General features: G+C 67.7%; 18 protein-coding genes. 9 read left to right on the plus strand and 9 right to left on the minus strand.

Features of this window, described 5'->3' with window-relative positions; translation table 11 throughout:
* Nucleotides 1-48: 48 nt before the first annotated feature.
* The 3 genes from A9975_RS09105 to A9975_RS09115 form a co-directional block, all read right to left on the minus strand.
* A complete protein-coding gene (locus A9975_RS09105; RefSeq protein WP_183032297.1) occupies nucleotides 49-735 on the minus strand; it encodes an alpha/beta hydrolase in 687 nt (228 codons plus the stop codon).
* 257 nt (nucleotides 736-992) lie between these two features.
* Nucleotides 993-1,280, minus strand: coding sequence for a hypothetical protein (locus tag A9975_RS09110; protein WP_183032298.1), 288 nt, complete (start codon nucleotides 1,278-1,280; stop codon nucleotides 993-995).
* Nucleotides 1,281-1,450: 170 nt separating this feature from the next.
* Entirely contained in the window at nucleotides 1,451-3,217 is a 1,767-nt protein-coding gene (locus A9975_RS09115; protein WP_183032299.1) for an FAD-dependent oxidoreductase, read from the minus strand.
* A 518-nt stretch (nucleotides 3,218-3,735) separates the two neighbouring features.
* Here A9975_RS09115 and A9975_RS09120 point away from each other — a divergent pair.
* Nucleotides 3,736-4,152 (plus strand): hypothetical protein, encoded by a 417-nt coding sequence (locus A9975_RS09120; RefSeq protein ID WP_150989301.1) that lies wholly within the window; start codon nucleotides 3,736-3,738, stop codon nucleotides 4,150-4,152.
* Nucleotides 4,153-4,496: 344 nt separating this feature from the next.
* On the opposite strand, the gene A9975_RS09125 is transcribed toward A9975_RS09120, so the two are convergent.
* Nucleotides 4,497-5,393 carry a DMT family transporter gene (locus A9975_RS09125; protein ID WP_183032300.1) on the minus strand — a complete coding sequence of 299 codons (897 nt, stop codon included), beginning with the start codon at nucleotides 5,391-5,393 and terminating at the stop codon, nucleotides 4,497-4,499.
* 82 nt (nucleotides 5,394-5,475) lie between these two features.
* Here A9975_RS09125 and A9975_RS09130 point away from each other — a divergent pair, with 82 nt between their 5' ends.
* Nucleotides 5,476-6,921, plus strand: a complete 1,446-nt coding sequence (locus tag A9975_RS09130) for a PLP-dependent aminotransferase family protein (RefSeq protein ID WP_183032301.1) — start codon at nucleotides 5,476-5,478, stop codon at nucleotides 6,919-6,921.
* Nucleotides 6,922-7,092: 171 nt separating this feature from the next.
* Here the strand turns inward: A9975_RS09130 and A9975_RS09135 are convergent, their stop codons facing one another.
* On the minus strand, nucleotides 7,093-7,530 hold the full coding sequence (locus A9975_RS09135) for a helix-turn-helix domain-containing protein (RefSeq protein ID WP_183032302.1): 438 nt from the start codon (nucleotides 7,528-7,530) through the stop codon (nucleotides 7,093-7,095).
* A gap of 73 nt (nucleotides 7,531-7,603) precedes the next feature.
* Between A9975_RS09135 and A9975_RS09140 the strand changes: the two genes are divergently transcribed.
* From A9975_RS09140 to A9975_RS09150, 3 genes are all read left to right on the plus strand, one after another.
* Complete coding sequence (locus A9975_RS09140; protein WP_183032303.1) at nucleotides 7,604-8,485, plus strand: class I SAM-dependent methyltransferase; 882 nt, start codon at nucleotides 7,604-7,606, stop codon at nucleotides 8,483-8,485.
* Nucleotides 8,478-8,999: a DUF2938 domain-containing protein gene (locus tag A9975_RS09145; protein WP_183032304.1), complete on the plus strand. Its 522-nt coding sequence runs from the start codon at nucleotides 8,478-8,480 to the stop codon at nucleotides 8,997-8,999. Before A9975_RS09140 ends, A9975_RS09145 begins: the two co-directional genes overlap by 8 nt.
* Nucleotides 9,000-9,168: 169 nt before the next feature.
* Complete coding sequence (locus A9975_RS09150; RefSeq protein WP_183032305.1) at nucleotides 9,169-11,307, plus strand: alpha/beta hydrolase domain-containing protein; 2,139 nt, start codon at nucleotides 9,169-9,171, stop codon at nucleotides 11,305-11,307.
* A gap of 55 nt (nucleotides 11,308-11,362) precedes the next feature.
* On the opposite strand, the gene A9975_RS09155 is transcribed toward A9975_RS09150, so the two are convergent.
* The gene (locus A9975_RS09155) at nucleotides 11,363-12,289 is read right to left on the minus strand and encodes a LysR family transcriptional regulator (RefSeq protein ID WP_183032306.1); all 927 of its coding nucleotides are present in this window, start codon (nucleotides 12,287-12,289) and stop codon (nucleotides 11,363-11,365) included.
* Between the two features lie 162 nt (nucleotides 12,290-12,451).
* Between A9975_RS09155 and A9975_RS09160 the strand changes: the two genes are divergently transcribed.
* The 4 genes from A9975_RS09160 to treF all read left to right on the plus strand — a co-directional run bounded on the left by A9975_RS09160 (nucleotide 12,452) and on the right by treF (nucleotide 18,365).
* Nucleotides 12,452-13,357 (plus strand): MBL fold metallo-hydrolase, encoded by a 906-nt coding sequence (locus A9975_RS09160; RefSeq protein WP_183032307.1) that lies wholly within the window; start codon nucleotides 12,452-12,454, stop codon nucleotides 13,355-13,357.
* 75 nt (nucleotides 13,358-13,432) lie between these two features.
* A complete protein-coding gene (locus A9975_RS09165) occupies nucleotides 13,433-14,173 on the plus strand; it encodes a DsbA family protein (protein WP_183032308.1) in 741 nt (246 codons plus the stop codon).
* A gap of 206 nt (nucleotides 14,174-14,379) precedes the next feature.
* Nucleotides 14,380-16,497 carry an EAL domain-containing protein gene (locus tag A9975_RS09170; RefSeq protein ID WP_370564211.1) on the plus strand — a complete coding sequence of 706 codons (2,118 nt, stop codon included), beginning with the start codon at nucleotides 14,380-14,382 and terminating at the stop codon, nucleotides 16,495-16,497.
* Nucleotides 16,498-16,694: 197 nt separating this feature from the next.
* Nucleotides 16,695-18,365 carry an alpha,alpha-trehalase TreF gene (gene treF, locus A9975_RS09175; RefSeq protein ID WP_370564213.1) on the plus strand — a complete coding sequence of 557 codons (1,671 nt, stop codon included), beginning with the start codon at nucleotides 16,695-16,697 and terminating at the stop codon, nucleotides 18,363-18,365.
* Nucleotides 18,366-18,383: 18 nt separating this feature from the next.
* Here the strand turns inward: treF and A9975_RS09180 are convergent, their stop codons facing one another.
* The 3 genes from A9975_RS09180 to A9975_RS09190 all read right to left on the minus strand — a co-directional run bounded on the left by A9975_RS09180 (nucleotide 18,384) and on the right by A9975_RS09190 (nucleotide 21,035).
* Nucleotides 18,384-19,151: an alpha/beta fold hydrolase gene (locus A9975_RS09180; RefSeq protein ID WP_183032310.1), complete on the minus strand. Its 768-nt coding sequence runs from the start codon at nucleotides 19,149-19,151 to the stop codon at nucleotides 18,384-18,386.
* Nucleotides 19,148-20,179, minus strand: a complete 1,032-nt coding sequence (locus A9975_RS09185) for a M14 family zinc carboxypeptidase (RefSeq protein WP_183032311.1) — start codon at nucleotides 20,177-20,179, stop codon at nucleotides 19,148-19,150. Before A9975_RS09185 ends, A9975_RS09180 begins: the two co-directional genes overlap by 4 nt.
* Before the next feature lie 157 nt (nucleotides 20,180-20,336).
* Entirely contained in the window at nucleotides 20,337-21,035 is a 699-nt protein-coding gene (locus tag A9975_RS09190; protein WP_183032312.1) for an HAD family phosphatase, read from the minus strand.
* Between the last annotated feature and the right edge of the window lie 8 nt (nucleotides 21,036-21,043).

Consider the following 21,043-nt stretch of genomic DNA (forward strand, 5'->3'; position numbering starts at 1 on the left):
GGCGCGAGCCTACCACGCTATCCGATGTCGGGGCGACGTCCGTGCGGGTCAGGATTTCCCGGCCGCCGCGAAACGCGCATTCAGCCAGGCGCCGATCGCCTTGATCTCTTCCATGCAGACCGAGTGCGACATGCGGTAGGTGTGCCATTCCACCTTGCAGCCCAGTTTTTCCACGGTCTCGCGCGCCAGCAGGCCGAGCTGCACGGCCACCACATCGTCCTCGGTGCCGTGTCCGGCAAAGATCGGTGTGGCGCGGTTGGCTTCGCTGAACTCGGCGGCAAGCATTGCCGGCGCGGGGATATAGGTGGAAAGGGCGACGACGCCGCCCAGCGCTTCGGGATGCGTCAGGGCTGTGGTATAGGCTACGGCCCCGCCTTGCGAGAACCCCGCCAGCACCACGCGGTGGCTGGGCACGCCGCGCTGGTTCTCCCGCGCGATCAGGGCGCGGATGGCATCGCGGGAGACCCGGATGCCGGCCTCGTCCGCATGGCGGCGGGCGTCATCGAGCGACTGGATGTCGTACCACGCCGGCATGACGTAGCCGCCGTTGCAGGTAACCGGGATGGCCGGCGCGTTGGGAAACACGAAACGCACGCCGGGCGCGCACGCCAGGCCCAGCTCCGGCACCACGGGCACGAAATCGCTGCCGTCGGCGCCGAGCCCGTGCATCCAGATGACCGACCACGTGGGTGACGGCGCGGTTTCGATTTCAATGGCTGGCAGTAGTGCGCTCATTTCGATGTTCCTTGTTCCCGGATGCTGATCGGGCCCCCTTGCCGGCATGGCGAACGCGCTGGGCGCCACTGCCCGGTGCGGGGCAATGTGTTTGTGCGGATGGCATGGGGGTGGCCGCGTGAGGCGGCAAGTATCGCACAGCGCCGGCGCGGTGCCGGCGGCTGGGCAATCGGGAACGCGTCAGCAAGCGCCGTGTGTCATGCGAGCGGATGGCCGCGGCGGCTTCAAGCCGCGCGGCATGGCATGACGGCAAACTGTCAGGCTGCTGACGGTACGGTCGGCACCGTGATGAGGCCGGGCGCGGAGCGGTGCGCTTGCGCATGCTCCGCGGCGACGGGAGCGCGCCGCTTGTCCACGACGCTCTCGACGCCGGAGGCGGTCACCTCCTCCAGGAAGGCGACCAGGTCGCGGTAGTAGTCGACCTGCATCTGTGCCTCCAGCAGGCGGCGCTCGGCTTGGAATAAGGTAAGCCGCATTTGCTGCAATTCCCTTGCTGCGATTTTCTCCGGGGTGGGCGGACTAAACATGTCTGCAAGCGAACGCATGGCAACCTCCCGCTATCGACGGCTTCGAATTGAAGCTCCTGCCATGCAACCAATATAGTAAAAAAACGCGCATTTCAGGCCCTGTCGCGCGCCGTCCACACGGTCGATTGCCGGCGCGCGGCGGCAGGAGTAAATTGATCGTCCGGTGTTTGCAAGGCAGCTGGCAAGGCTTACATGGCAAGCGTTCCCGGCTCCGGCTGTTTCATTTTTTCCAGGTAGCCGTGGATCTGCGCGACCACTGCAGCGCCTTCGCCCACGGCCGCCGCAACCCGCTTGGTGGAGCCTGAGCGCACGTCCCCGATTGCAAAGATGCCTGGCACACTGGTCTCCAGCGTGGATGCCGGGAGGGTGCCTTCATGCGCCGTGTCTGTGCCGGTCAGCACGAATCCCTTTGCATCCACACGCACATTGCAGCTGGCGAGCCATCCCGTATTGGGATCTGCGCCGGTAAACAGGAACAGATGCCGGACCGGCACCTCGGTCACGCGATCGCTGTCGCGCGAGCGATAGCCGATGGTGGCCAGGCGTTCTTCCCCGCCCAGGGCTACGATTTCCGTGCCGGTATGCAGTTCGATATTGGGCTGGGCCGCGATGCGCTCGATCAGGTAGCGCGACATGCTGGCCTCCAGCCCCGATGCCCGGATGAGAATGTGCACGCGCTTGGCGTGCGCGGCCAGGAACACGGCGGCCTGCCCCGCGGAATTGCCGCCGCCCACCAGCACGACTTCTTCGCCGCTGCACAGGCGGGCTTCCACCGGGGAGGCCCAGTAGTAGACGCCACGTCCTTCGTAGCGGTCGAGTTCCGCGATGGCGGGGTGGCGATAAGCCGCGCCACTGGCAATGACCACGGTCCGGGCCGCAATCTTGCGGCCGTCGCTCAGCTCGATGCGCTGCGGATGCTCGCCGCAATGCAGCGCGCTCACCTGCAAGGGGATGGCAAGGTGCGCGCCGAACTTCTGGGCTTGCACAAAGGCCCGGCCGGCCAATGCTTGCCCGGAAATACCCGTGGGGAAGCCCAGGTAGTTTTCGATGCGCGAGCTGGCGCCGGCCTGGCCGCCTGGCGCAAGGCTGTCGAACACCGCAACGCACAGGCCTTCGGACGCGGCATACACCGCGGTGGCCAGACCCGCCGGACCTGCACCCACCACGATCACGTCGTAGATATAGTCCGGATCGAATTCGGGCAGCAGGCCCAGGCAGGTGGCAAGCTGGCCCGCGTCCGGGCAGCGCAGCACCGCGCCGCCGGGGCAGATCACCAGCGGAAAATCGCCGGGCGCGGCGCCGGTGAAATCGAGGAGTGCGCACGCATCGGGATCGGTATCCGCGTCGACCACGGTATGGGGGTAGCCGTTGCGCCGCAGGAACGCCTGCAGGTGCAGCAGGCGCGCGTCGCTGCCGCGGCCCAGCAGCGTCGGACCATTGCCGCGCTCGATCAGGCCAACGCGGCGCAGGATCAGCGCACGCATGATGCGCTCGCCCAGTTCGGCTTGCGCGACCATCAGCGCGCGCAGCCGGTCGGGTGGAATCGAGATGGCCTCGACGTCCTCCAGCGCCAGGCCGTCGACCAGCGCGGGCTTGCCCGATAGCTGCCCCACTTCAGCAAGGAAGCTGCCCGGTCCGTGCTCGCCGACCACAGACGCACGGTCTCGGGCGTCGCGCTGCAAGACGCGCACTCGGCCTCGCAGTACCACCACCATGCCGTGGGCAGGGTCGCCGGTGCGAAACAGGTATTCATTGGCGCGCCACTGCCGCGGTGTGCCGAAATGCTGGAGCCGCACGATCTCGGCGGCGGTAAGCAGGGGCCACATCTGGTGGCGCCGCGACTCCATCGGCGAGAACGCCGCGGTGGCTGCCTCCTGCTCGATGGCCAGGCCTGCCGCAACAATGGCTTGCGGGTCAGGGGGTTCCAGGCTTCCGATAGCGTTGTCTGCGCTCATGGCTGTAGGGCCTCTCCCGGTGGCACCGCGCTGGCGCCGGTGCGGATGAGTCGAGTGCTGCTGGTGCGTGCGCGGGGACGCCCGGGCATGGCCCGGAGAGTGTGCTCGTGATGCCGCGATGCGGCAATCCTTCGTTGTCCGCGCACCCCAAAAGCGTAGTACACGCGGGGCATCAAAGGGCCATAGTGCCAAATAGTGATCTAAGAATATCTTTATGGTTGGCGTGGCTTATGCCGTTGGTGGATATCGTAAGTACAACCTAGTAAAAACCCTTGACTATCTACTTGAAGGTAGATAACATGTGTTTCATGGACGCCGCAGCAAGGTAGCGCTAAACAGACATGGCCCAGCCAGCCGGTTTCCAATGCAGCAAACAAGTAACAAGACGAAAGTCATTTTTTTTGCCCCGCTTCTCTACCTAGTGATAGGTAAGAGAGTGAAAAAACGACGAACCAGCTAAAACCCGGTCCCCGCGGCCAAAGCAGACCCCCGGACCCATGCTTCGATTGGAGAACATCATGAACACCAAGCTTTTTGCCAAGTCCCTGCTCACCGCCGCCACCCTCGCCGCAGCGTTCGCTGCTGGCCATGCCCAGGCTGCCGCAACCGTTACCGCCGACAAGTACGGCTATGAATACCGCACCCGCGACGTCTACAGCGACGGCGCCCGCAGCGGCAAGTTCGATGCCTTCACCGAAGGTGCGCGCGCCGGCAAGGCCGATCCGTTCACCGACGGTGCCCGCGTTGGCAAGACCGACCCGTACACGGATGGTTTCCGTACCGTCGCAGGCCTGGATCGCAGTGGCGTGTCGTCTGAACCCAGCCGCAAGTTTGACCCGTACACCGACGGCGCCCGCAACGACAAGCGCAACCCGTACTTCGACGGTGCCCGCAGCGGCGCACGGGACGTGTACACCGACGGCGCAAGGGCCTGAGTCAAAACCGGTACCTCCCAGGTCTCGATGACCGGGGTGCCGGATTGCATGCATCACCGCGTGGCGTCAGCGTAACGACGCACGGATACCAGGAGCGAATCATGAACCGTTGGCAGAGTTTCCGGATGTTGGCAGGCTGGGCGCTGGTTTGCGTTGCTAGCGGCTCCATGGCCACCGTAGTGGCACAGGCACTGCCGGCCTGAGGGTTCCCCGGGATCCGCAGCATCCGTGGTAAAGAAGGCATGGCGCAGCGTCCCCACGCTGCGCGCGAATCGGCGCGCCCACTGTGGCGCGCCGAAGCTTTTTCCAGGCCCCGTGAATCCAGCCCGCATCCCTGCGCCTCGCTAGCTTGCCAGGCGCTTGCTCCATCCGCGCACAATGCCCGTTGTCAGGGCGGTGCCGGCCAGGATCACGGCGCAGCCCGGCAACATCGAAGGCGTGATGCGCTCTCCCAGGAACAGCGCACCCCACAACACACCGAAGGCCGGGATCAGGAATAGCGCGGTCATTGCCCGCGCGGGTCCCGCCTTGGCGATCAGGCGAAAGAAGAGCACATAGGCCAGCGCGGTGCAGGCGGCGGTCAACGCGCCCAGCGCCAGCCATGCGTGCGCGCTTGGCTGCGTGGCCGGCCACAGCCAGGCTGCAGGCGCGCACAGCAGCAGAGCCGATGCGAGTTGGGTGCCCGCTGCTACCGTCAGCGGCGGCACGTCCGCCAGGTACTTGCGGGTGAAGTTGGCGGAGAAGCCATAGAGCAGGGCAGCGGCCAGGCAGGCCAGCGCAGCCAGGCCGGCGGCCTTGCCCGCGGCGCCGTGCTGCAGCCCGGCCTTATCCCACACCAGCCACAGCACCCCGGCGAAGCCCAGGGCCAGCCCGGCTATGCGCGGCGCTTCCAGGCTTTCACGCAGCCACAGCCAGCCGATCAGCGCGGTAAACAGCGGCGTGGCCGCGGTGAACATGGCGGAAAGCCCAGCGGGAATGGTCAGCGCGGCAAAGCTGAACAGCACGAAGGGCAGCGCGGAATTCGTGATCCCGACCACGGCGATCGCCCACCAGCGGCGGCGCAGGCAGGCCAGCCCGCCGCGCCAGGCCAGCAGCGGGAGCAGCAGCAGGGCCGCGCCGCCGGCGCGCCCGCCCGCCAGCGGCACGGCGCCGAACTCACCCGCACCCAGACGGATAAACAGGTAGGAGGCGCCCCACAGGGCGGCCAGGGACAGCAACATCGAAAGCTCGGAGCGTTTCATTTCCAGGCACCTCATGGGGGATGACACGGCCAGGATAAGACGGCAAACTGGTACCAGAAAAGAGCCAGAAATCAAAAAATATATGGATCCAGATTTCGCCTTCCCGATCCGCTTGCCGGCACCCGGCTCGCGCCATTTGCTGCGCAGCCTGCACGGCCAGCTTAAAGAGGCAATCCTGGACGGGCGCCTGCGCCCCGGCCTGCGCCTGCCTGCTACGCGCGCGCTGGCCCAGGCCTGTGGCGTGTCGCGCAACACCGTGGTGGCCGCCTACGACCTGCTGCTGAGCGAGGGCTATGTGGTGGCGCGCGATCGTGGCGGCACCTATGTGGCGGGGCTGTTGGCGCCCACGCGCGAGCCAGCCCCGCAGCCCGGTGCGCCTGAGGCCGAGCGTCGGCTGGCCGCGTTCTGGCGCGTGCCGCCCTTGCCGCCTCGGGAAGCTTCGCCGCTGGTCCCGCGCTTTGATTTTCGCGTTGGCGTGCCCAGCCTGTCGGCATTCCGGGCAGACCTGTGGGGGCGCCTGACGGCGCGCACAATGCGGGCGATGGCCCATGCGCCGGTGGCCTATGCCGACCCGCAAGGGCAGCCCGCATTGCGCGAGGCTATTGCCAGCCACGTTTCGTTTGCGCGCGCGGTCGCCTGCCAGGCTGGCGACGTGGTGGTCACGGCGGGCGCGCAGCAGGCCTTCGACCTGCTGGCCCGCGTGCTGGTGACGCCCGGGCGCACCGTGGTGGCGATGGAGGACCCGGGCTACCCGCCGGCCCGCGCAGCCTTTGCCGCCGCCGGCGCCAGGATCGTGCCGGTGCCGGTGGACGCGCAAGGACTGATGGTGGACCGGCTGCCCGCCGATGCGCGGGTGATCTACGTCACGCCATCGCATCAGTTTCCCCTCGGCCATGCCATGTCGGCGGCGCGGCGCGCGGCCTTGCTTGCGTTCGCGCAATCGCACGGCGCGGTCATCATCGAAGACGATTACGATGGCGAGTTTCGCCACGCAGAGCGCCCGCTCGACGCCCTGCAGACCCTCGATCGCGCCGAATCCGTGTGCTACGTCGGGACCTTCTCCAAGAGCCTGTTTCCCACGCTGCGGCTGGGCTTCGTGGTGGCCCCGCGGTGGGCGCGGCAGGCGCTCACGCTGGCCAAGCAATGCAGCGACTGGCATTGTGCTGCCACCGCGCAGGACACGCTCGCCGCCTTCATCGCCGAAGGGCACCTGGCACGCCACGTGCGCAGGATGCGCCGGCTCTATGGCGTGCGCCGCCAACTGCTGCTGGATACGCTGCGCGCGGATTTCAGCGGCCGGCTCGAGCCGGTGCCCTGCGCCGCCGGGCTGCATCTGGCCGCGCTATGCGTTGGCCATGCCGATCCCGAGCCGCTGGCGAAGCGCGCGAGGGAGCAGGGCATTGGGGTCTGGACCGCGCAGGAGTACTACCTCGGCCCGCAGGATCGCGCAGGGTTGCTGTTCGGCTTCGGCGCGATCGACGAGGCGGGCATCGCGGCGGGGCTGAAGGCGCTGCGCAAGCTTTGGTGAGGGCCGGCGCGGTCAAGCCTGGAGGCACGCGGTGCATCTCCTGGCGCATTCGGGCGACGATGATGCGGAGGAGAAATGGGGCATGGGCCGGATCTGACTTGGAGGCGATATGCTCGGCACGCGAGCCTATCACAGCGTGAGCATGACCACCCCGATGGCGCGTCCCCCGCGCTAACGCCGCGGTGACTGCGGCGCCTTCTTCGGCGGCGCCCCAATGGCGCCGGACGCGGCGGCCTGCACGATGCGGCGGAAAGTGGGGCATTCCATGTGGCTAGGCGCCGGGCAGGCGGCGGCGTGGCGCAGGCCGTCGCGCATGGCGCTGAGCTTCTTGATCGTCTTGTCCAGTTCATCCGCCTTGGCCGCGAGCATCTGCCGGTCGATACTCGGCTGCCCCTGCGGCGCGAACATGAGGGCAATTTCGTTGAGCGAGAAGCCGGCGGCGCGCCCCAGCGCGATCAGCGCCAGCCGTTCCAGCACGCCGGCATCGAACAGGCGGCGCAGCCCGCGCCTGCCGATCGCGGCAATCAGCCCCTTTTCTTCATAGAACCGCAGCGTCGATGCGGGAACGCCGGACTGCTGCGCCACTTCGGCTATGTCTAGGCTTTTCACCCTCTTGACCTCAAGTCGACTTGAACTGGCACAGTCTAGCTTCCGCTCCCTGGGGCAGCAAAGGAAAACGATCATGGACGTCACACATCGGGCCGAAAGCGAGCAGGCGGCGCTCTGGAGGGGCCGCTCCGGGCGCGCCTGGGTCGAGGCGCAGGCGCTGCTAGACCAGATGTTCAAGCCCTTCGAAGACCTGCTCGTCAAAGCGGTCTGCGCCGGCGCCGGGCCCCGGGTGCTGGATGTGGGTTGCGGTACGGGCAGCACCACGCTCGCCGTAGCGCGGCGGCTCGGCGCGAAGGGCCCTTGCACCGGCGCCGACATTTCGGATCCGATGATCGCCGCTGCGCGGGCGCGCGCCGAACGCGAAGACATCACCGCATGCTTCATCCGCGCCGACGTGCAGGACCATGCCTTCGAGCCCGCAAGCTTCGATTTGATCATCTCGCGCTTCGGCGTCATGTTTTTCGACAACCCGGTCCTGGCCTTCAAGAACCTGCGCCGCGCCGCACGGGATGGCGCAGATCTCTGCTTTATCGCGTGGCGCAGTGCCGCGGAAAATCCGTTCATGACGACGGCCGAGCGCGCCGCGGCAGCGCTGCTGCCGAACATGCCCGCGCGCCGGCCAGATGCGCCGGGGCAGTTCGCCTTCGCGGACCGGCATCGGATCGCTGCTTTGCTGGAAGACAGCGGCTGGGCCGAAATCGACATCCGGCCGATCGAGGTGGACTGCACCATGCGCGAGTCGGATCTGCTCGGCTACCTCTCCTGTCTCGGTCCCGTCGGCCTGATGCTTCAAGAGGTGGACGAGCGTACGCGCAAGCAGGTCATCGAAACGGTCCGCGCCGCCTTCGATCCCTATGTGCACGGTGCTGAAGTTCGCTTCACCGCGGCCTGCTGGATGGTCAGCGCCCGAGCGCGGCCTGCGCCAGGCATGCTGAAGGGAGCCCCCCATGTCTGACGCAGTGGGCTACCTGATGTGCGCCGTCCTGATCGGGGCGGGCGCGACCATGGTGATGGACATCTGGGCCGCGGCGCGAAAGCGGCTGCTCGGCATTCCTCTACTGAACTATGCCCTGGTGGGCCGCTGGCTCGGCCATCTGACGCGCGGGCGCTTTCGCCACGCTCCCATTGCGGCTTCGCCGCCCGTACGGGGCGAGCGCCTGATTGGCTGGCTTGCCCATTATCTGATCGGCATCGCATTTGCGGCCGTGCTGCTCGCATTCTGGGGCCTCGGGTGGGTCCGTCATCCGACGCTTGGCCCAGCGTTGATGGTGGGGATCGGCAGCGTGGCGGCACCGTTTTTCGTGATGCAGCCGGCCATGGGGGCGGGCATTGCCGCCAGCCGTTCTCCGCGTCCGGCCGTGGCGCGCTTCCATAGCGTCGTCACGCACGGGATGTTCGGCCTGGGCCTCTATGGGGCCGGCCGGGTGGCAAGCTGGCTGGGCACGTTTGCATACCGGAGTTTCTGGTAGCGCTTGCATGCCCATCTGATCCCCAATCCGATGGGCGCTGCCAAGAGAGCGATTCAGCGGTTTATCCGCATAATCCATCGAAACTATCCATTTACCTTATATTGCTGCGCTCCCTACACTTTGCGCCAACGCCCCCCTTAGCAGGGCGTACGACAAAAGAGGAGCAAGTATGGAGACCACCTTGGCGCGCCGCACGGCGGCGCTGGCGCTAGCTTTGCCGTTGCTCGCCTGCGGCGGCAACGATGACAGCGCGAACACGGGCACCGCTGCCACGGCCGCCGCAGCGGCCACCCCGGGCATGACGCTGACCATCACCGTGCGGGAAGACATGCCCGGCACTTACGGCAACGCAGGCGCCTACGAAAAACTCACCGGCACGCTCAAGGGTGAGGTCGATCCCGTCGATGCGCATAACGCCATCATCCAGGACCTGGCGCTGGCCCCGGTGAACGGCCGCGGCCTCGTGGAGTACACCACGGAATTCGTCATGCTCAAGCCCAAGGACATGAGCAAGGCGGGTGGCGTGCTGCGTTACGACGCGCCCAATCGCGGCAATATCCTGACCATGCCGAACCCCACCGCGGTGCCCGGGGATTCGCTCTACTTCGAGCGCGGTTACGTGCTGCTGTACGCGGCCTGGCAGGGCGACGTGCCGAAGAGCTCGGCGGCACGGCTCACGCTGACGGTGCCGGTGGCGAAGAACAAGGACGGCAGCAGCATTACCGGCCCGTATGCGGCGGAGCTGATCCCGAGCGTGGCCAGCCCGTCGATGAGCCTGCCGGGCGGCGTGTTCAACAGCACGATGATCCCCTATGCGCCGGCCAGCCTCGACAACACCTTGCCGGGCTACACGCTGACGCGGCGCGTAAACGAGACCGACCCGCGCGTAGCGATTCCCGCCACGGACTGGAAGTTCGCCACCTGCGATAACGCAGGCAATCCCTTCCCAGGCAAGGCCGACGCTGCCAACATCTGCCTCAAGGGCGGCTTCGTGCCGGGCTACCTCTACGAGATCACCTACGTGGCGAAAGACCCGAAGGTGATGGGTGTGGGCCTGGCGGCGCTGCGCGACACCATCACGTTCTTCCGGCACCAGGCCGCGGATTCGGCGGGCACGCCCAATCCGGTGGCGGGCGCGGTGCGCTTTGCCATCGGGCAGGGCACCTCGCAATCGGGCAACGCGATGAAGACCTTCCTGCATCTTGGCTTTAACCAGGCGCTGGATGGCAGCAAGGTGTTCGACGGCATCTATGCGCATGTGGCCGCGCGCCAGACCAATATCAACACGCGCTTCGCCGTGCCGGGCGGCGGCGGTGGCCTGCGCACCGACCATCGCGCCTTCGGGCAGACCGCGCCGCGCGGGCTGGCCGCCGACTACCAGGATACGCTGGCGGGCCGCACTGGCGGCGTCATGCAGCGCTGCACCGCTACGCAGACTTGCCCGAAGTTCTTCCTCGGCCTGTCGGGCACGGAGTTCTGGCAATTGCAGGGCTCGCCGGTGCTGACCGATCCCTACGGCTTTGCCGACCTGAAGCAGCCTGACAATGCGCGCATCTACTACTACGCCAGCACGCAGCACGGCGGCAAGTCGCCGCTGATCAGCTACGCGCCGGCGTCGACGGTGTACCCGGCAGGTTCCATGGTCGATTTTGCCGATACCTTCCGCGCGCTGTTCGTCGCGCTGGAAGACTGGGTGGCTCGCGATGTCGCGCCGCCGGCCAGCCAGGTTCCGGCCATCGCCGATGGCACGCTGGTGCGGCCCGATCAGCTGACCTTCCCTGTGACCAAGGGCATTACCTGGGCCGGCGCGGGCAGCAATGCCGCGATTCCCGCGCTGCAGTACCTGGCGCGCTATAACGGCTTCCCGCTGCTCGACTACGGCCCGACCTATCGCCCGCAGGATGAGTCCGGCATCCCGACCTTGCTGCCGCCGTCGTACATGGGGCGGGACTACGCCATCATGGTGCCGCAGGTGGATGCGCAGACCGGGCTGACCAAGGCCGGCATCCACGGCGTCGACGTGGACGCGCCGGTGGGCACCAGCCTGGAGTTCAACTACGTGGCCACGCCGGGCATTGTGGATCTGGTCAACCTGAGCGGCAGCTACATTCCCTTCCACAAGACCGAGGCCGCGCGCATTGCAGCCGGCGATACGCGGCCCTCGCTGGAGGCGCTCTACACCGACCAGGCCGGCTACGTGGCCAAGGTGCAGAGCGTGGCCGCCGGGCTGGTGGCCAGGCGCTTCCTGCTGCAAGCGGATGCCGACCGGCGCGTGGCGAGCGCGCAGGCGAATCCCGTGCTGCCCTGAGGGAAGGGGCGTTTGAAGGGGCTGTGATGCGGCGGGCGGGGGCGCTGCGCCCCGCCTAGCCCGGAAGCCTCGCTTCGGTCCCTGCGCCTTGCCATCCGGGATCCGCGGCAAAGCGCTGCGCAAGGAAGTCCAGCATGGTGCGCAGGATTGCCGGCATTTGCCGGCGCGATGCGTAGACGCCGTGGATGCCAAGCGCCTGCGGTTGCCACCCGGGCAGCAGGGCCACCAGTTGCCCGCTGCGCAGCAGCGGCGCGGCAGAGTAGAGCGGCTGCATGGCGATGCCGGCGCCCGCCACCGCGGCGGCCAGCAGCACGGTCGATTCATTGGCGCTGAGGTTGCCCTGCACCGGCACCGCCAGCGTTTCGCCCGCGCGTTCCAGTTGCCACAGGCTCTTGCCGAAGTACGAGTAGGTGAGGCAGTTGTGCATGGCGAGGTCCTGCGCCTGGCGCGGCATGCCGTGGGCGGCGATGTAGGCGGGCGCGGCGCAGATCACCGAGGCGCAGCTTGCCAGCGGGCGCGCGATCAGGTTGGGGTCGAGGTCGTTGGTGATGCGGATCGCCAGGTCGATGCGTGCCTCCACCAGGTTGACCGCCTGGCTGCCGATATGCAGGTCGACGGCGGTTTCCGGATAGCGCTCCAGGTAGGCCGTCACGGCCGCGGCCAGCACGGACTCGGCCAGGGATTGCGCGCAACTGATGCGCAGCATGCCGCGCGGCATGCCCGCGCGCTCATGCTCGGGCCGCGCCATCTGCGCGGCGATCTCCAGCATCTGGCGGCAGCGCAACAGCGCTTGCTCCCCGGCGGGCGTCAGGCTCAGGCTGCGCGTGGAGCGATGCAGCAGGCGCTGCTCGGCCCAGGTTTCCATCTGCGCGAGATAACGGGTGACCATGGCGCGCGACATGTCCAGCGCCTCGGCGGCGGCCGTCATGCTGCCGCGTTCGGCAATGGCTACGAAGACTTCGGCGGCGGTGATGCGGTCCATGGAATGAGTTGGCGGGTGACGCTGGTGACGTGGCGCTGGATTAGCTTGTCGCCCTATTTGATCGATTTATGCAACAAAGATGTTCATTCTATGGGGTTTTTGTGCCGGTCTGTGCAAATTAAGCTGGCGGCTTCCTTGATCCCCAGCCATGTGAGACTCCCGATGCGCTCCAGCCTGACCCTGAACCGATTCCTGCGCGGCCTCGCCACCGCCTTGTGCCTGGGCATCGTCGCCAGCACGCCCGCAGCGGCCGCAGCCGCGCTCAAGCTGGAGGTCTACAACCCCGGCACCAAGAGCATTTTCCCGGTCTCGTCCGAACTCGTCACTGGCGCGCACGACGCGGTGCTGATCGACGCGCAGTTCCAGCGCAACGACGCCGAGGCGCTGGTTGCGCGCATCCGCGCCAGCGGCAAGAACCTCACCACCATCTACATCAGCCACAGCGATCCGGACTTCTACTTCGGGCTGGACGTGCTCAAGGCCGCGTTCCCGGCGGCCAGGATCGTCGCCACGCCGCAAACGGTGGCGGCCATCCAGGCATCCATGTCAGGCAAGCTGGCTTACTGGGCCCCGATCCTGAAGGACAATGCACCCAAGGCGCTGGTGCTGCCCGAGCCGCTGGCCGGCAATGCCATCGAGCTAGAGGGCAGCAAGCTGGAAGTGCTGGGCCTGGACGGCCCGGCGCCGGAGCGCACGGTGGTGTGGATTCCGTCGCTCAAGACCGTAGCCGGCGGCGTGGTGGTCTTTGGCAAGAGCCACGTCTGGGTGGCCGATACGCAAACACCAGCCTCGCGCCAGCACTGGATTGCCATGCTCGATCGCATCGCGGCGAAAAAGCCAGCGCGGGTCGTGCCCGGGCACTATCTGGACGATGCCCCGCAGACGCTGGCGTCGGTGCGCTTCACGCGGGATTACCTGCGCACGTTTGAGCAAGAGGCGGCGCGCGCGCCCGATGCCAAGGCGCTGAGCGCGGCGATGCAAAAGCACTATCCGCAGCTGGGCGGCCTGGACTCGCTCGATCTGAGCGCCAAGGTCATCAAGGGCGAAATGCAGTGGCCTGCAAAATAACGGCTGGGCGCCAAGCCGCGTTTCGCGTTTCGTGATGCGCATAACGCCAGCATCAACTCTCAGGAAGCATTGATCATGTCCGGTCTCACCCTGCATTACATCTACGACCCGCTGTGTGGCTGGTGCTACGGCGCCGCGCCGCTGGTGCGCGCCGCGCGCGCCGTGCCTGGCCTCGCGCTGGCGCTGCACGGCGGCGGCATGCTCACGGGCGCCAATCGCCGCCGCATCACGGCGCAATGGCGCGACTACGTGATGCCGCACGATCGCCGCATCGCCGCGCTCACCGGCCAGCCGTTCGGCGAGCGCTATTTCGAAGGCTTGCTGCGCGACGAGAGCGCGATGATGGACTCCGCGCCGCCCACCACCGCGATCCTGGCCGCGCAGGCGCTGGGCGGCGTCGAGGCCGCCGCCGAGCTGCTGGCGCGCCTGCAGCATGCGCACTATGTGGACGGGCTGCGCATTGCCGATGCGCAGGTGCTGGCGGATCTTGCCGGGCAGGCCGGACTGGACCCGCAGCGCTTTGCCGGCCTTTGCCTGGACCTTGGCGGTGACAAGACGCAGGCACATATGGCCGCCAGCCGCATGCTGCTGAACCGTCTCGGCGGGCATGGCTTCCCCACGTTTGCGCTGCAAAACGGCACCGATCAATTTGCAGTGCTGGACGTGGGCCCGTTCCTTGGCGACGCGGGTGCGTGGCAGCAGAGCCTGGCGCGGGCGGTTGCGCAGCAGGGCGGACGCATCGAGGCGGGCAGCCAGGATGGCGCCGGCGGCCCGGCTTGCGACGCGCAGGGTTGCGCTTTGCCGGCGCAAGGGTAAACTTCGCGCCCGCATTGCCGTTATACCAATCGACGTCCCGGCACACAGGCTGCGCCGGTTCCGTCGATTGTCGTTTGCACGCGGCTTGTCCCTTCGTCGGGACAAGCGCTGCACGAGATGGCATCGACCCTACACCCGCACCCTACATGCCGCACATCCAAGGCCCTCCCGGAGAGACCGAACTTTTTCGCACGCTTGTACTTGGCGTGACCGATTACGCGATCTACGCGCTGGATCCCGCTGGCATCGTGAGCAGTTGGAACCCCGGCGCGCAGCGGGCCAAGGGATACACGCGGGATGAAATCCTGGGCGCGCATTTCTCGTGCTTTTACACGCAGGAGGATCGCGCCGCGGGGCTGCCCGAGCAGGCGTTGCGGCAAGCGCGCGAGGCAGGCCGCTTCGCGGTGGAAGGCTGCTGGCGCTTGCGCAAGGATGGTTCCCGCTTCTGGGCCCACGTGCTGATCACGCCGATCTTCGATCGCAAGGGCAAGCAGCTTGGCTATGCCAAGGTCACGCGCGACATGACGCAGCAAAAGGCCGACGCCGAGCGCATTGCGGAGGTGACACGCACGCTGGACCTGGCATTGGAGAACATGTCGCAGGGGCTGTGCCTGTTCGATCCGCATGGCACGATCATCCTGACCAATCGCCGCATGGAAGACATCTTCCGCGGCGCGGGCGCGGCGCTGGTGCCAGGCGCGGATTTTCTCGCCCTGTGCCGTACCATGGCCGGCGTGCGCGAGAGCGAAATCGCGGCACCAGGGGTGCTCGCCAGCCGCCTTGGCGGCGATATGCGGGCCGAGGCCGGCCAGTCCGACGACCGCGCGGAGCAATACGCGCAGGCGCTTTGCGAGCGGCACCGCGAGATCCTGCGCCGCCACCAGCAATGGCGCAGCGTGGAAGCGTTGCCCGACGGGCGCGCCATTGCGCTGTCGCACAGCGCCATGGCTGACGGCTCGTGGGTGACCACCTGCGAGGACGTGACCGAGCAGCGCCGCATCGAAGCCAAGATCCAGTATATGGCGCGCCACGACGGGCTCACCGGGCTGCCCAACCGCAGCTATTTCAACGACTACCTGGACGAAGAACTGCTGCGTGCGCAAAAGCAGGGCAGCCGGGTGGCAACGCTTGGCATCGACCTGGATCGCTTCAAGGAAATCAACGACCTGCACGGGCATGCGGCCGGCGACACCGTGCTGCGCGCGGTGTCCCAGCGCATCGCCAGCCAGCTGGAGCCGGGCGAGTTCATCGCTCGCATCGGCGGCGATGAGTTCATTGCCGTGAAGCGTTTCGAGCGGCAGGCCGAGCTGAGCGACTTCAGCGCGCGCCTGGTGACCTGCCTGAGCGAGCCGGTGCGGCTCGAGGGTTTTGACCTGACCACGGGCGCGAGCATCGGGATTGCGATCTATCCCGGCGACGGCACCCATCGCGACCAGCTCGTCAGCAATACCGACCTGGCGATGTACCGCGCCAAGGGCAGTTTGTCCGAATCGATCTGCTTCTACGAAAGCCAGATGGACGAGGCTGAGCGCGAGCGGCGCGCGCTGGCCGGCGAGCTGTGGACCGCCATTGCCGCCAACCAGTTCGTGCTGGACTACCAGGTGCAGACCGCGATTGCCAGCGGTGAGGCCATCGGCTGCGAGGTGCTGTTGCGCTGGCGTCATCCCGAGCGCGGGCTCATCCCGCCCGACAGCTTCATCCCCCTGGCTGAAGAATGCGGCGCCATCCTGCCGATCGGCGAGTGGGTGCTGCGCACCGCATGCCGGGAAGCCGCGCAGTGGACATTCCCGCGCAAGATCTCGGTCAACCTGTCGCCGGTGCAGATCACCCACGGCAACCTGGTCACGCTGGTGGCGCAAGTGCTTGAGGAGACCGGGCTGGCGGCGGGACGGCTGGAACTCGAAATCACCGAGTCGACCATCATCGGCGACAAGGAACGGGCGCTGGACATCTTGCGCCGCATCAAGGCGCTGGGCGTGACCATTGCCATCGACGATTTCGGCACGGGCTACTCGTCGCTGGACACCTTGCGCTCCTTCCCGTTCGACAAGATCAAGCTGGACCGCACCTTTATCGCGGAAATTTCCGACAGCCAGCAGGCCAAGGCCATCATCCGCGCCATTCTGGCGCTGGGCCAGAGCCTGGCGATCCCTGTGCTGGCCGAAGGCGTGGAGACCGACGAGCAGCTCAGCCTGCTGCAGGCCGAGGGCTGCGACGAAGCGCAGGGATTCCTGCTCGGGCGCCCGCAGCCGCTCGAGCATTTCCGCCGCGCCCACGCCGTGGTCGGGCCGCGGCTGGTGACGACGCAGACACCGGAACGCTAAGAGGCACATCCGGCGCATCCGGCGCATGCGATGCATGCGATGCATCATGCGCGTGTGTCGTGATCTGTGCGCTTGTGCGCGGCCCGGGCCGCACGCAGCGCCTTTGCGCGGCGGTGGAACTCGCCCGCCCGCCAGCCACTCTCATTGCTTGTCGGCAGCCTTCCGAGCTGCCGCACGGGTAAACACCGGGAGTGGCCGTGGCACCACGCATCACCGTCGAAGGTGGCCAGCCGGCCGGCCAGCATCATGTGCGCGAGGTGGGCGACCCCACCGGTGGCCAGACACTCGCCCCGCACCGCCTGGCAGGCTGCGCGCACGCCGATCCGCTCACGCCCGCCGACCGCTACCAGGAGTTGTTCGTGGCGGTGCAGATGGGGCGCATTTTTCCCGACAGCAAGACCTTCACCGACGCCATGCCTCGGCAGGACCCGGCCACCATCCTGGCAGCCTACCGCGCTTGCGCCGGCGCTGCCGGCTTCGACCTTGCCGCCTTTGTGCACGCGCATTTCGTGCTGCCCGAGGTGCCGCGCAGCTGCTACGAGTCCGACCCCAACCAGCCGCTGGCCGACCATATCGACGGGCTGTGGGCGGTGCTGACCCGGCATCCCGCGCAGCACCCGCCGCAATGCTCGCTGTTGCCGCTGCCGCATGCCTACGTGGTGCCGGGCGGGCGTTTCTCCGAGCTGTACTACTGGGATTCGTACTTCACCATGCTGGGCCTGGCCGCCAGCGGGCAGGGCGGCTTGCTGCGCGGCATGGCGGACAACTTCTCCTACCTGCTCGACACCTATGGCGTGATTCCCAACGGTACCCGCAGCTACTACCTGAGCCGTTCGCAGCCGCCGGTGTTCGCGCTGATGGTGGAGCTGTTCGAGGACCACGGCGTGCAGCCCGAGCTGGGTTTCCTGCCACAGTTGCGCAAGGAGTACGCCTTCTGGATGCGGGGCGCCGACTGCCTTGCGCCGGGGCAGGTATGCCGGCGGGTGGTCAGGCTGGCCGACGGCAGCCTGCTGAACCGCTACTGGGACGAGCGCGACACCCCGCGCGAGGAAGCCTATATCGAAGATATCCGCACGGCCGCATTGGCGGCGCGGCCGGCCGCCGAGGTATTTCGCGACCTGCGCGCCGCGGCCGAATCGGGCTGGGATTTCAGCTCGCGCTGGCAGGAACCCGGCGGCGGGCTGGAGTCCGTTCGCACCACGGCGATCCTGCCGGTGGATCTCAATTGCCTGCTGTTCAAGCTGGAGCACAAGCTCGCCGAACTGGCCCAGGCCGCCGGCGATGCCGACGCACCGGTCTTCGCGCAGCGCGCGCAGGCCCGCCGGGAGGCCGTCGACCGGCTCATGTGGCGCGAGGCCGAGGGCGCCTACTTCGATTTCGACTGGCAACGCCACCACGCCCGCGCCAACCTGACGGCGGCGACCGTGGTGCCGCTCTACGTCGGCGCGGCAACACCCGCGCAGGCGGCGCGGGTGGCGCAAACCGTGGCCGCGAGGCTGCTGCAGCCCGGCGGCATTGCCACCACGGAGCACGTCAGCGGCCAGCAGTGGGACCTGCCCAACGGCTGGGCGCCGCTGCAATGGCTGGCGATTGGCGGGTTTGCGTGTTCCGGGCAAGCGGCGCTTGCGCACGAGATCGCCCATCGCTGGCTGGTGACCGTGGCTAGCCTTTACCAGCGTGAGTACAAGCTGGTGGAGAAATACGCCCTGCAGCTCACGGAGGACGGCGCCGTGGGCGGCGGGGGCGGCGAGTATCCGCTGCAGGATGGCTTTGGCTGGACCAACGGTGTGGTGCGCAGGCTGCTGCAGGAGCACCCTACGCATATGGCGTGCCGCTGCCGCGCGGGTGTGAACTCCGCGCATCCATGAAGGCGTGAAGGCATGGCTTCACCGATGGCTGGCGCCGGCTACCGCCAGCCACTGCGCCACCGTGGCGGCCAGCCAGGCCGGATCGTCATGCGGCAAATCGTGCCCCGCCCAGGGATGGCGGCGGTGCTGCGCGCCCCATGCTGCGGCCAGGCGCGCAGAGCACACCGGGTCGACCAGATGATCCGCCGCCGACGACAGTACCAGCGTCGGGCAGGCCGGCGGCGCATCCGGCGCGTGATAACGTGCCGCGGCCCATAGCTGGCGCAGGGCATTGGCCCGGCTTACCGGTGCGCTGCTGCGAATCGCGCACCATTGCGCCACATCCTTCGCGAAGGCCGCGCTCGCGTTGCAGGTCAGCCGGTAGATGATGCGCTCGCAGTAAGGGGCGTTGTGCCAGCGCAGCGCCATGCCCAGCAGTGCCGGCCAGTTGCGCGGCGGCAGCCGCTCGGCCACGCTGCAAAAGGGCCGCATGCTGGTGTTGACCAGCACCAGCGCGCCGATCTCCTCCGGGTGCTGCCGCGCCCACTGCGCTGCCACCATGGCGCCCAGCGACATCGCCAGCAGCCGGTATGGCCGCGCCAGCCCCTGCCTGTCGGCACGCTCGCGCAGGAACGCCACCATGGCAGCTACGTTGCCTGGCGCGCGCCAGGCCGCCTCAACGCCATTGCCAGGCAGGTCCAGCATGGTGACTGGCCCGATGCCGGCGTGGGTTTGCAGCACGCCCGGCAGGACGCCCCAGTGGCGGGTTTCGCGTGTCAGGCCGCGCAGCAATATCCAGTCGCTCATCCGGGCGGCCCCCAGGGCCACTGCGCGTTGGCGCGGTCGAGCAATTCCTGGCGGCGTTGCCCGCGTGGCAGCCAGCGCTCGGGCGCGTAGGCCACGCGGGCCAGGAAGTCCAGCAGGTTGGCATGCCGGCGCAGCACGCGCGCGGTGCGGTGCGCCTTGACCGGGTTGAAGAATCCCTGGCGCGAGAACAACTGGCGGGGATTCTTCTTGATCCACAGCCAGGAACCCAGCTCCAGCGTCATCGGCAGGAAGATGTTGCCGGGCGGCGTGTGGTCGTAGGCCCAGTCCCACAGGTCCCCGTGCAGCAGGTATTGGCGGCTCTGCGGCTCGAAGGCATAGCCGTGGTGGGGATGCGCCTGCTCGAACATGGTCTTGAGGGCAAACATCTCGGGCAGGTGCGGCATTGGCGCGGCGGTGCGCGCGTAGGGAAACCAGATGCTGTCGCCCCAGCCGTAGCCCGAGTGGCAATCCAGCGCGAAGCTCAAGGGCCGGCCCTGCAACTGTTGCTCCACCACTTGCAGCATGGCAGTGCTTTCCACCTCCATGGGCGCACCGAGCTTGCCCCGGTACCACGGCAGCCATGCCCCCAAGCGCTGGCCGCCAGCCAGCGGCGGCACCCGGCCGATCGCGTCCTGCGGTGCGTTGCGCATCAGGTCCACGCCGTTGGGGTTGGCGCGCGCGCCCGCCCACATGCCGCCCGGGTTGACGATCGGCATGAACAGCAGCCGCACGGATTGCAATTGGCGCTCGAGCAGTTCGTCCCACTCCAGGCGCCACAGCAGCATGCGCATGTAGTCGAGCAGCAGATGCGTGCCGATGCGCTCCAGGCCATGGATGCCGGCAAAAAAGCCGATGGCGGGCGCGTGCGGATCGTTCGACCCGATGCTGGCGGTGTACAAGGGAAAGCACCGGCCCCCTGCCTGCACCTCGCCAACGCGGCGGGCATCCAGGCGGCTGGCGCCGGCTTCCAGGATGCTCTCCAGTTGCTGCATTTCAGCAAAACTGCCTGCGTTGGGTGGCTGCGCCATGGGCGAGGGCGGCTCCTTGGGGGGGCGATGCGATGGTCGATTGTCGGGGCGTCAACGTCAATATAGGCGCTGGCGGCCGGTCAGGTTACAAAAGCGTGCCCGCCATCATCCCCCGGTTTTGTGAAAGCCCAATGACTGGCGCCGGGTGTCACGGGTGTCAGGCCGTGGCCAGCGCTGGCTCGGCCGATGCAAACAGCATCAGCAGGGGCCAGCCGCGCGAGTTGGCCAGCGCGCTCAGCGCGGCGTCCGGGTTGGTGGCCACCGGGTGGCTCACGGCTTCGAGCAGCGGAATGTCGTTGCGCGAGTCGCTGTAGAACACGGTGCGCTCGAACTGCGCCCACGCCATGCCGAGCGATTCCAGCCACTGTGCCACACGTGTGATCTTGCCTGCCCCGAAGCTCGGCACGCCGTCTACCGCGCCCGTGAAATTGCCCGATGCGTCGCGCCCGGCCTCTACCGCCAGCAGGTGCGCCACGCCTAGCGCCTCGGCGATCGGCTCGGTGACGAAGCGGCAGGTGGCGGTGACGATGCAGCAAAGATCGCCGGCGTCCTGGTGCGTGGCCAGCAGCGCGCGCGCCTCGGGGCGGATGGCCGGCACGATCACGTCGCGCATGAAGGCGCTGCGCAAGCTCTCCAGCCGTGCGTGCGGATGACGCGCCAGCAGGCCCAGGGCGAAGGCGGCGTGGCGGTGGAAGTCCAGGCGTCCGGCGCTGTACTCGGCCAGCCACAGCGCGTTGTTGGCCTCGACTTCGGCGGCATCCGCCGCGCCGGCCTCCACCAGGTAGCGTGCCCATTCATATTCGCTATCCAGCGGTAGCAAGGTGTGGTCGAGGTCAAACAAGGCAAGGCAGGACATGCGCCGTC

Origin of the sequence: Cupriavidus sp. UME77, from assembly GCF_014170355.1 — a bacterium.
GTDB classification, from domain to species: Bacteria; Pseudomonadota; Gammaproteobacteria; order Burkholderiales; family Burkholderiaceae; genus Cupriavidus; species Cupriavidus basilensis.

Excerpts from the sequence above, each read along its gene's own strand:
- A9975_RS09120 (WP_150989301.1), top strand. The coding sequence starts at position 3,736 with ATGAACACCAAGCTTTTTGCCAAGTCCCTGCTCACCGCCGCCACCCTC.
- A9975_RS09190 (WP_183032312.1), bottom strand. The coding sequence starts at position 21,035 with ATGTCCTGCCTTGCCTTGTTTGACCTCGACCACACCTTGCTACCGCTG.
- A9975_RS09105 (WP_183032297.1), bottom strand. The coding sequence starts at position 735 with ATGAGCGCACTACTGCCAGCCATTGAAATCGAAACCGCGCCGTCACCC.
- A9975_RS09115 (WP_183032299.1), bottom strand. The coding sequence starts at position 3,217 with ATGAGCGCAGACAACGCTATCGGAAGCCTGGAACCCCCTGACCCGCAA.
- A9975_RS09165 (WP_183032308.1), top strand. The coding sequence starts at position 13,433 with ATGTCCGGTCTCACCCTGCATTACATCTACGACCCGCTGTGTGGCTGG.
- A9975_RS09125 (WP_183032300.1), bottom strand. The coding sequence starts at position 5,393 with ATGAAACGCTCCGAGCTTTCGATGTTGCTGTCCCTGGCCGCCCTGTGG.
- A9975_RS09145 (WP_183032304.1), top strand. The coding sequence starts at position 8,478 with ATGTCTGACGCAGTGGGCTACCTGATGTGCGCCGTCCTGATCGGGGCG.
- A9975_RS09185 (WP_183032311.1), bottom strand. The coding sequence starts at position 20,179 with ATGGCGCAGCCACCCAACGCAGGCAGTTTTGCTGAAATGCAGCAACTG.
- A9975_RS09150 (WP_183032305.1), top strand. The coding sequence starts at position 9,169 with ATGGAGACCACCTTGGCGCGCCGCACGGCGGCGCTGGCGCTAGCTTTG.
- A9975_RS09160 (WP_183032307.1), top strand. The coding sequence starts at position 12,452 with ATGCGCTCCAGCCTGACCCTGAACCGATTCCTGCGCGGCCTCGCCACC.
- A9975_RS09155 (WP_183032306.1), bottom strand. The coding sequence starts at position 12,289 with ATGGACCGCATCACCGCCGCCGAAGTCTTCGTAGCCATTGCCGAACGC.
- A9975_RS09110 (WP_183032298.1), bottom strand. The coding sequence starts at position 1,280 with ATGCGTTCGCTTGCAGACATGTTTAGTCCGCCCACCCCGGAGAAAATC.
- A9975_RS09180 (WP_183032310.1), bottom strand. The coding sequence starts at position 19,151 with ATGAGCGACTGGATATTGCTGCGCGGCCTGACACGCGAAACCCGCCAC.
- A9975_RS09130 (WP_183032301.1), top strand. The coding sequence starts at position 5,476 with ATGGATCCAGATTTCGCCTTCCCGATCCGCTTGCCGGCACCCGGCTCG.
- A9975_RS09140 (WP_183032303.1), top strand. The coding sequence starts at position 7,604 with ATGGACGTCACACATCGGGCCGAAAGCGAGCAGGCGGCGCTCTGGAGG.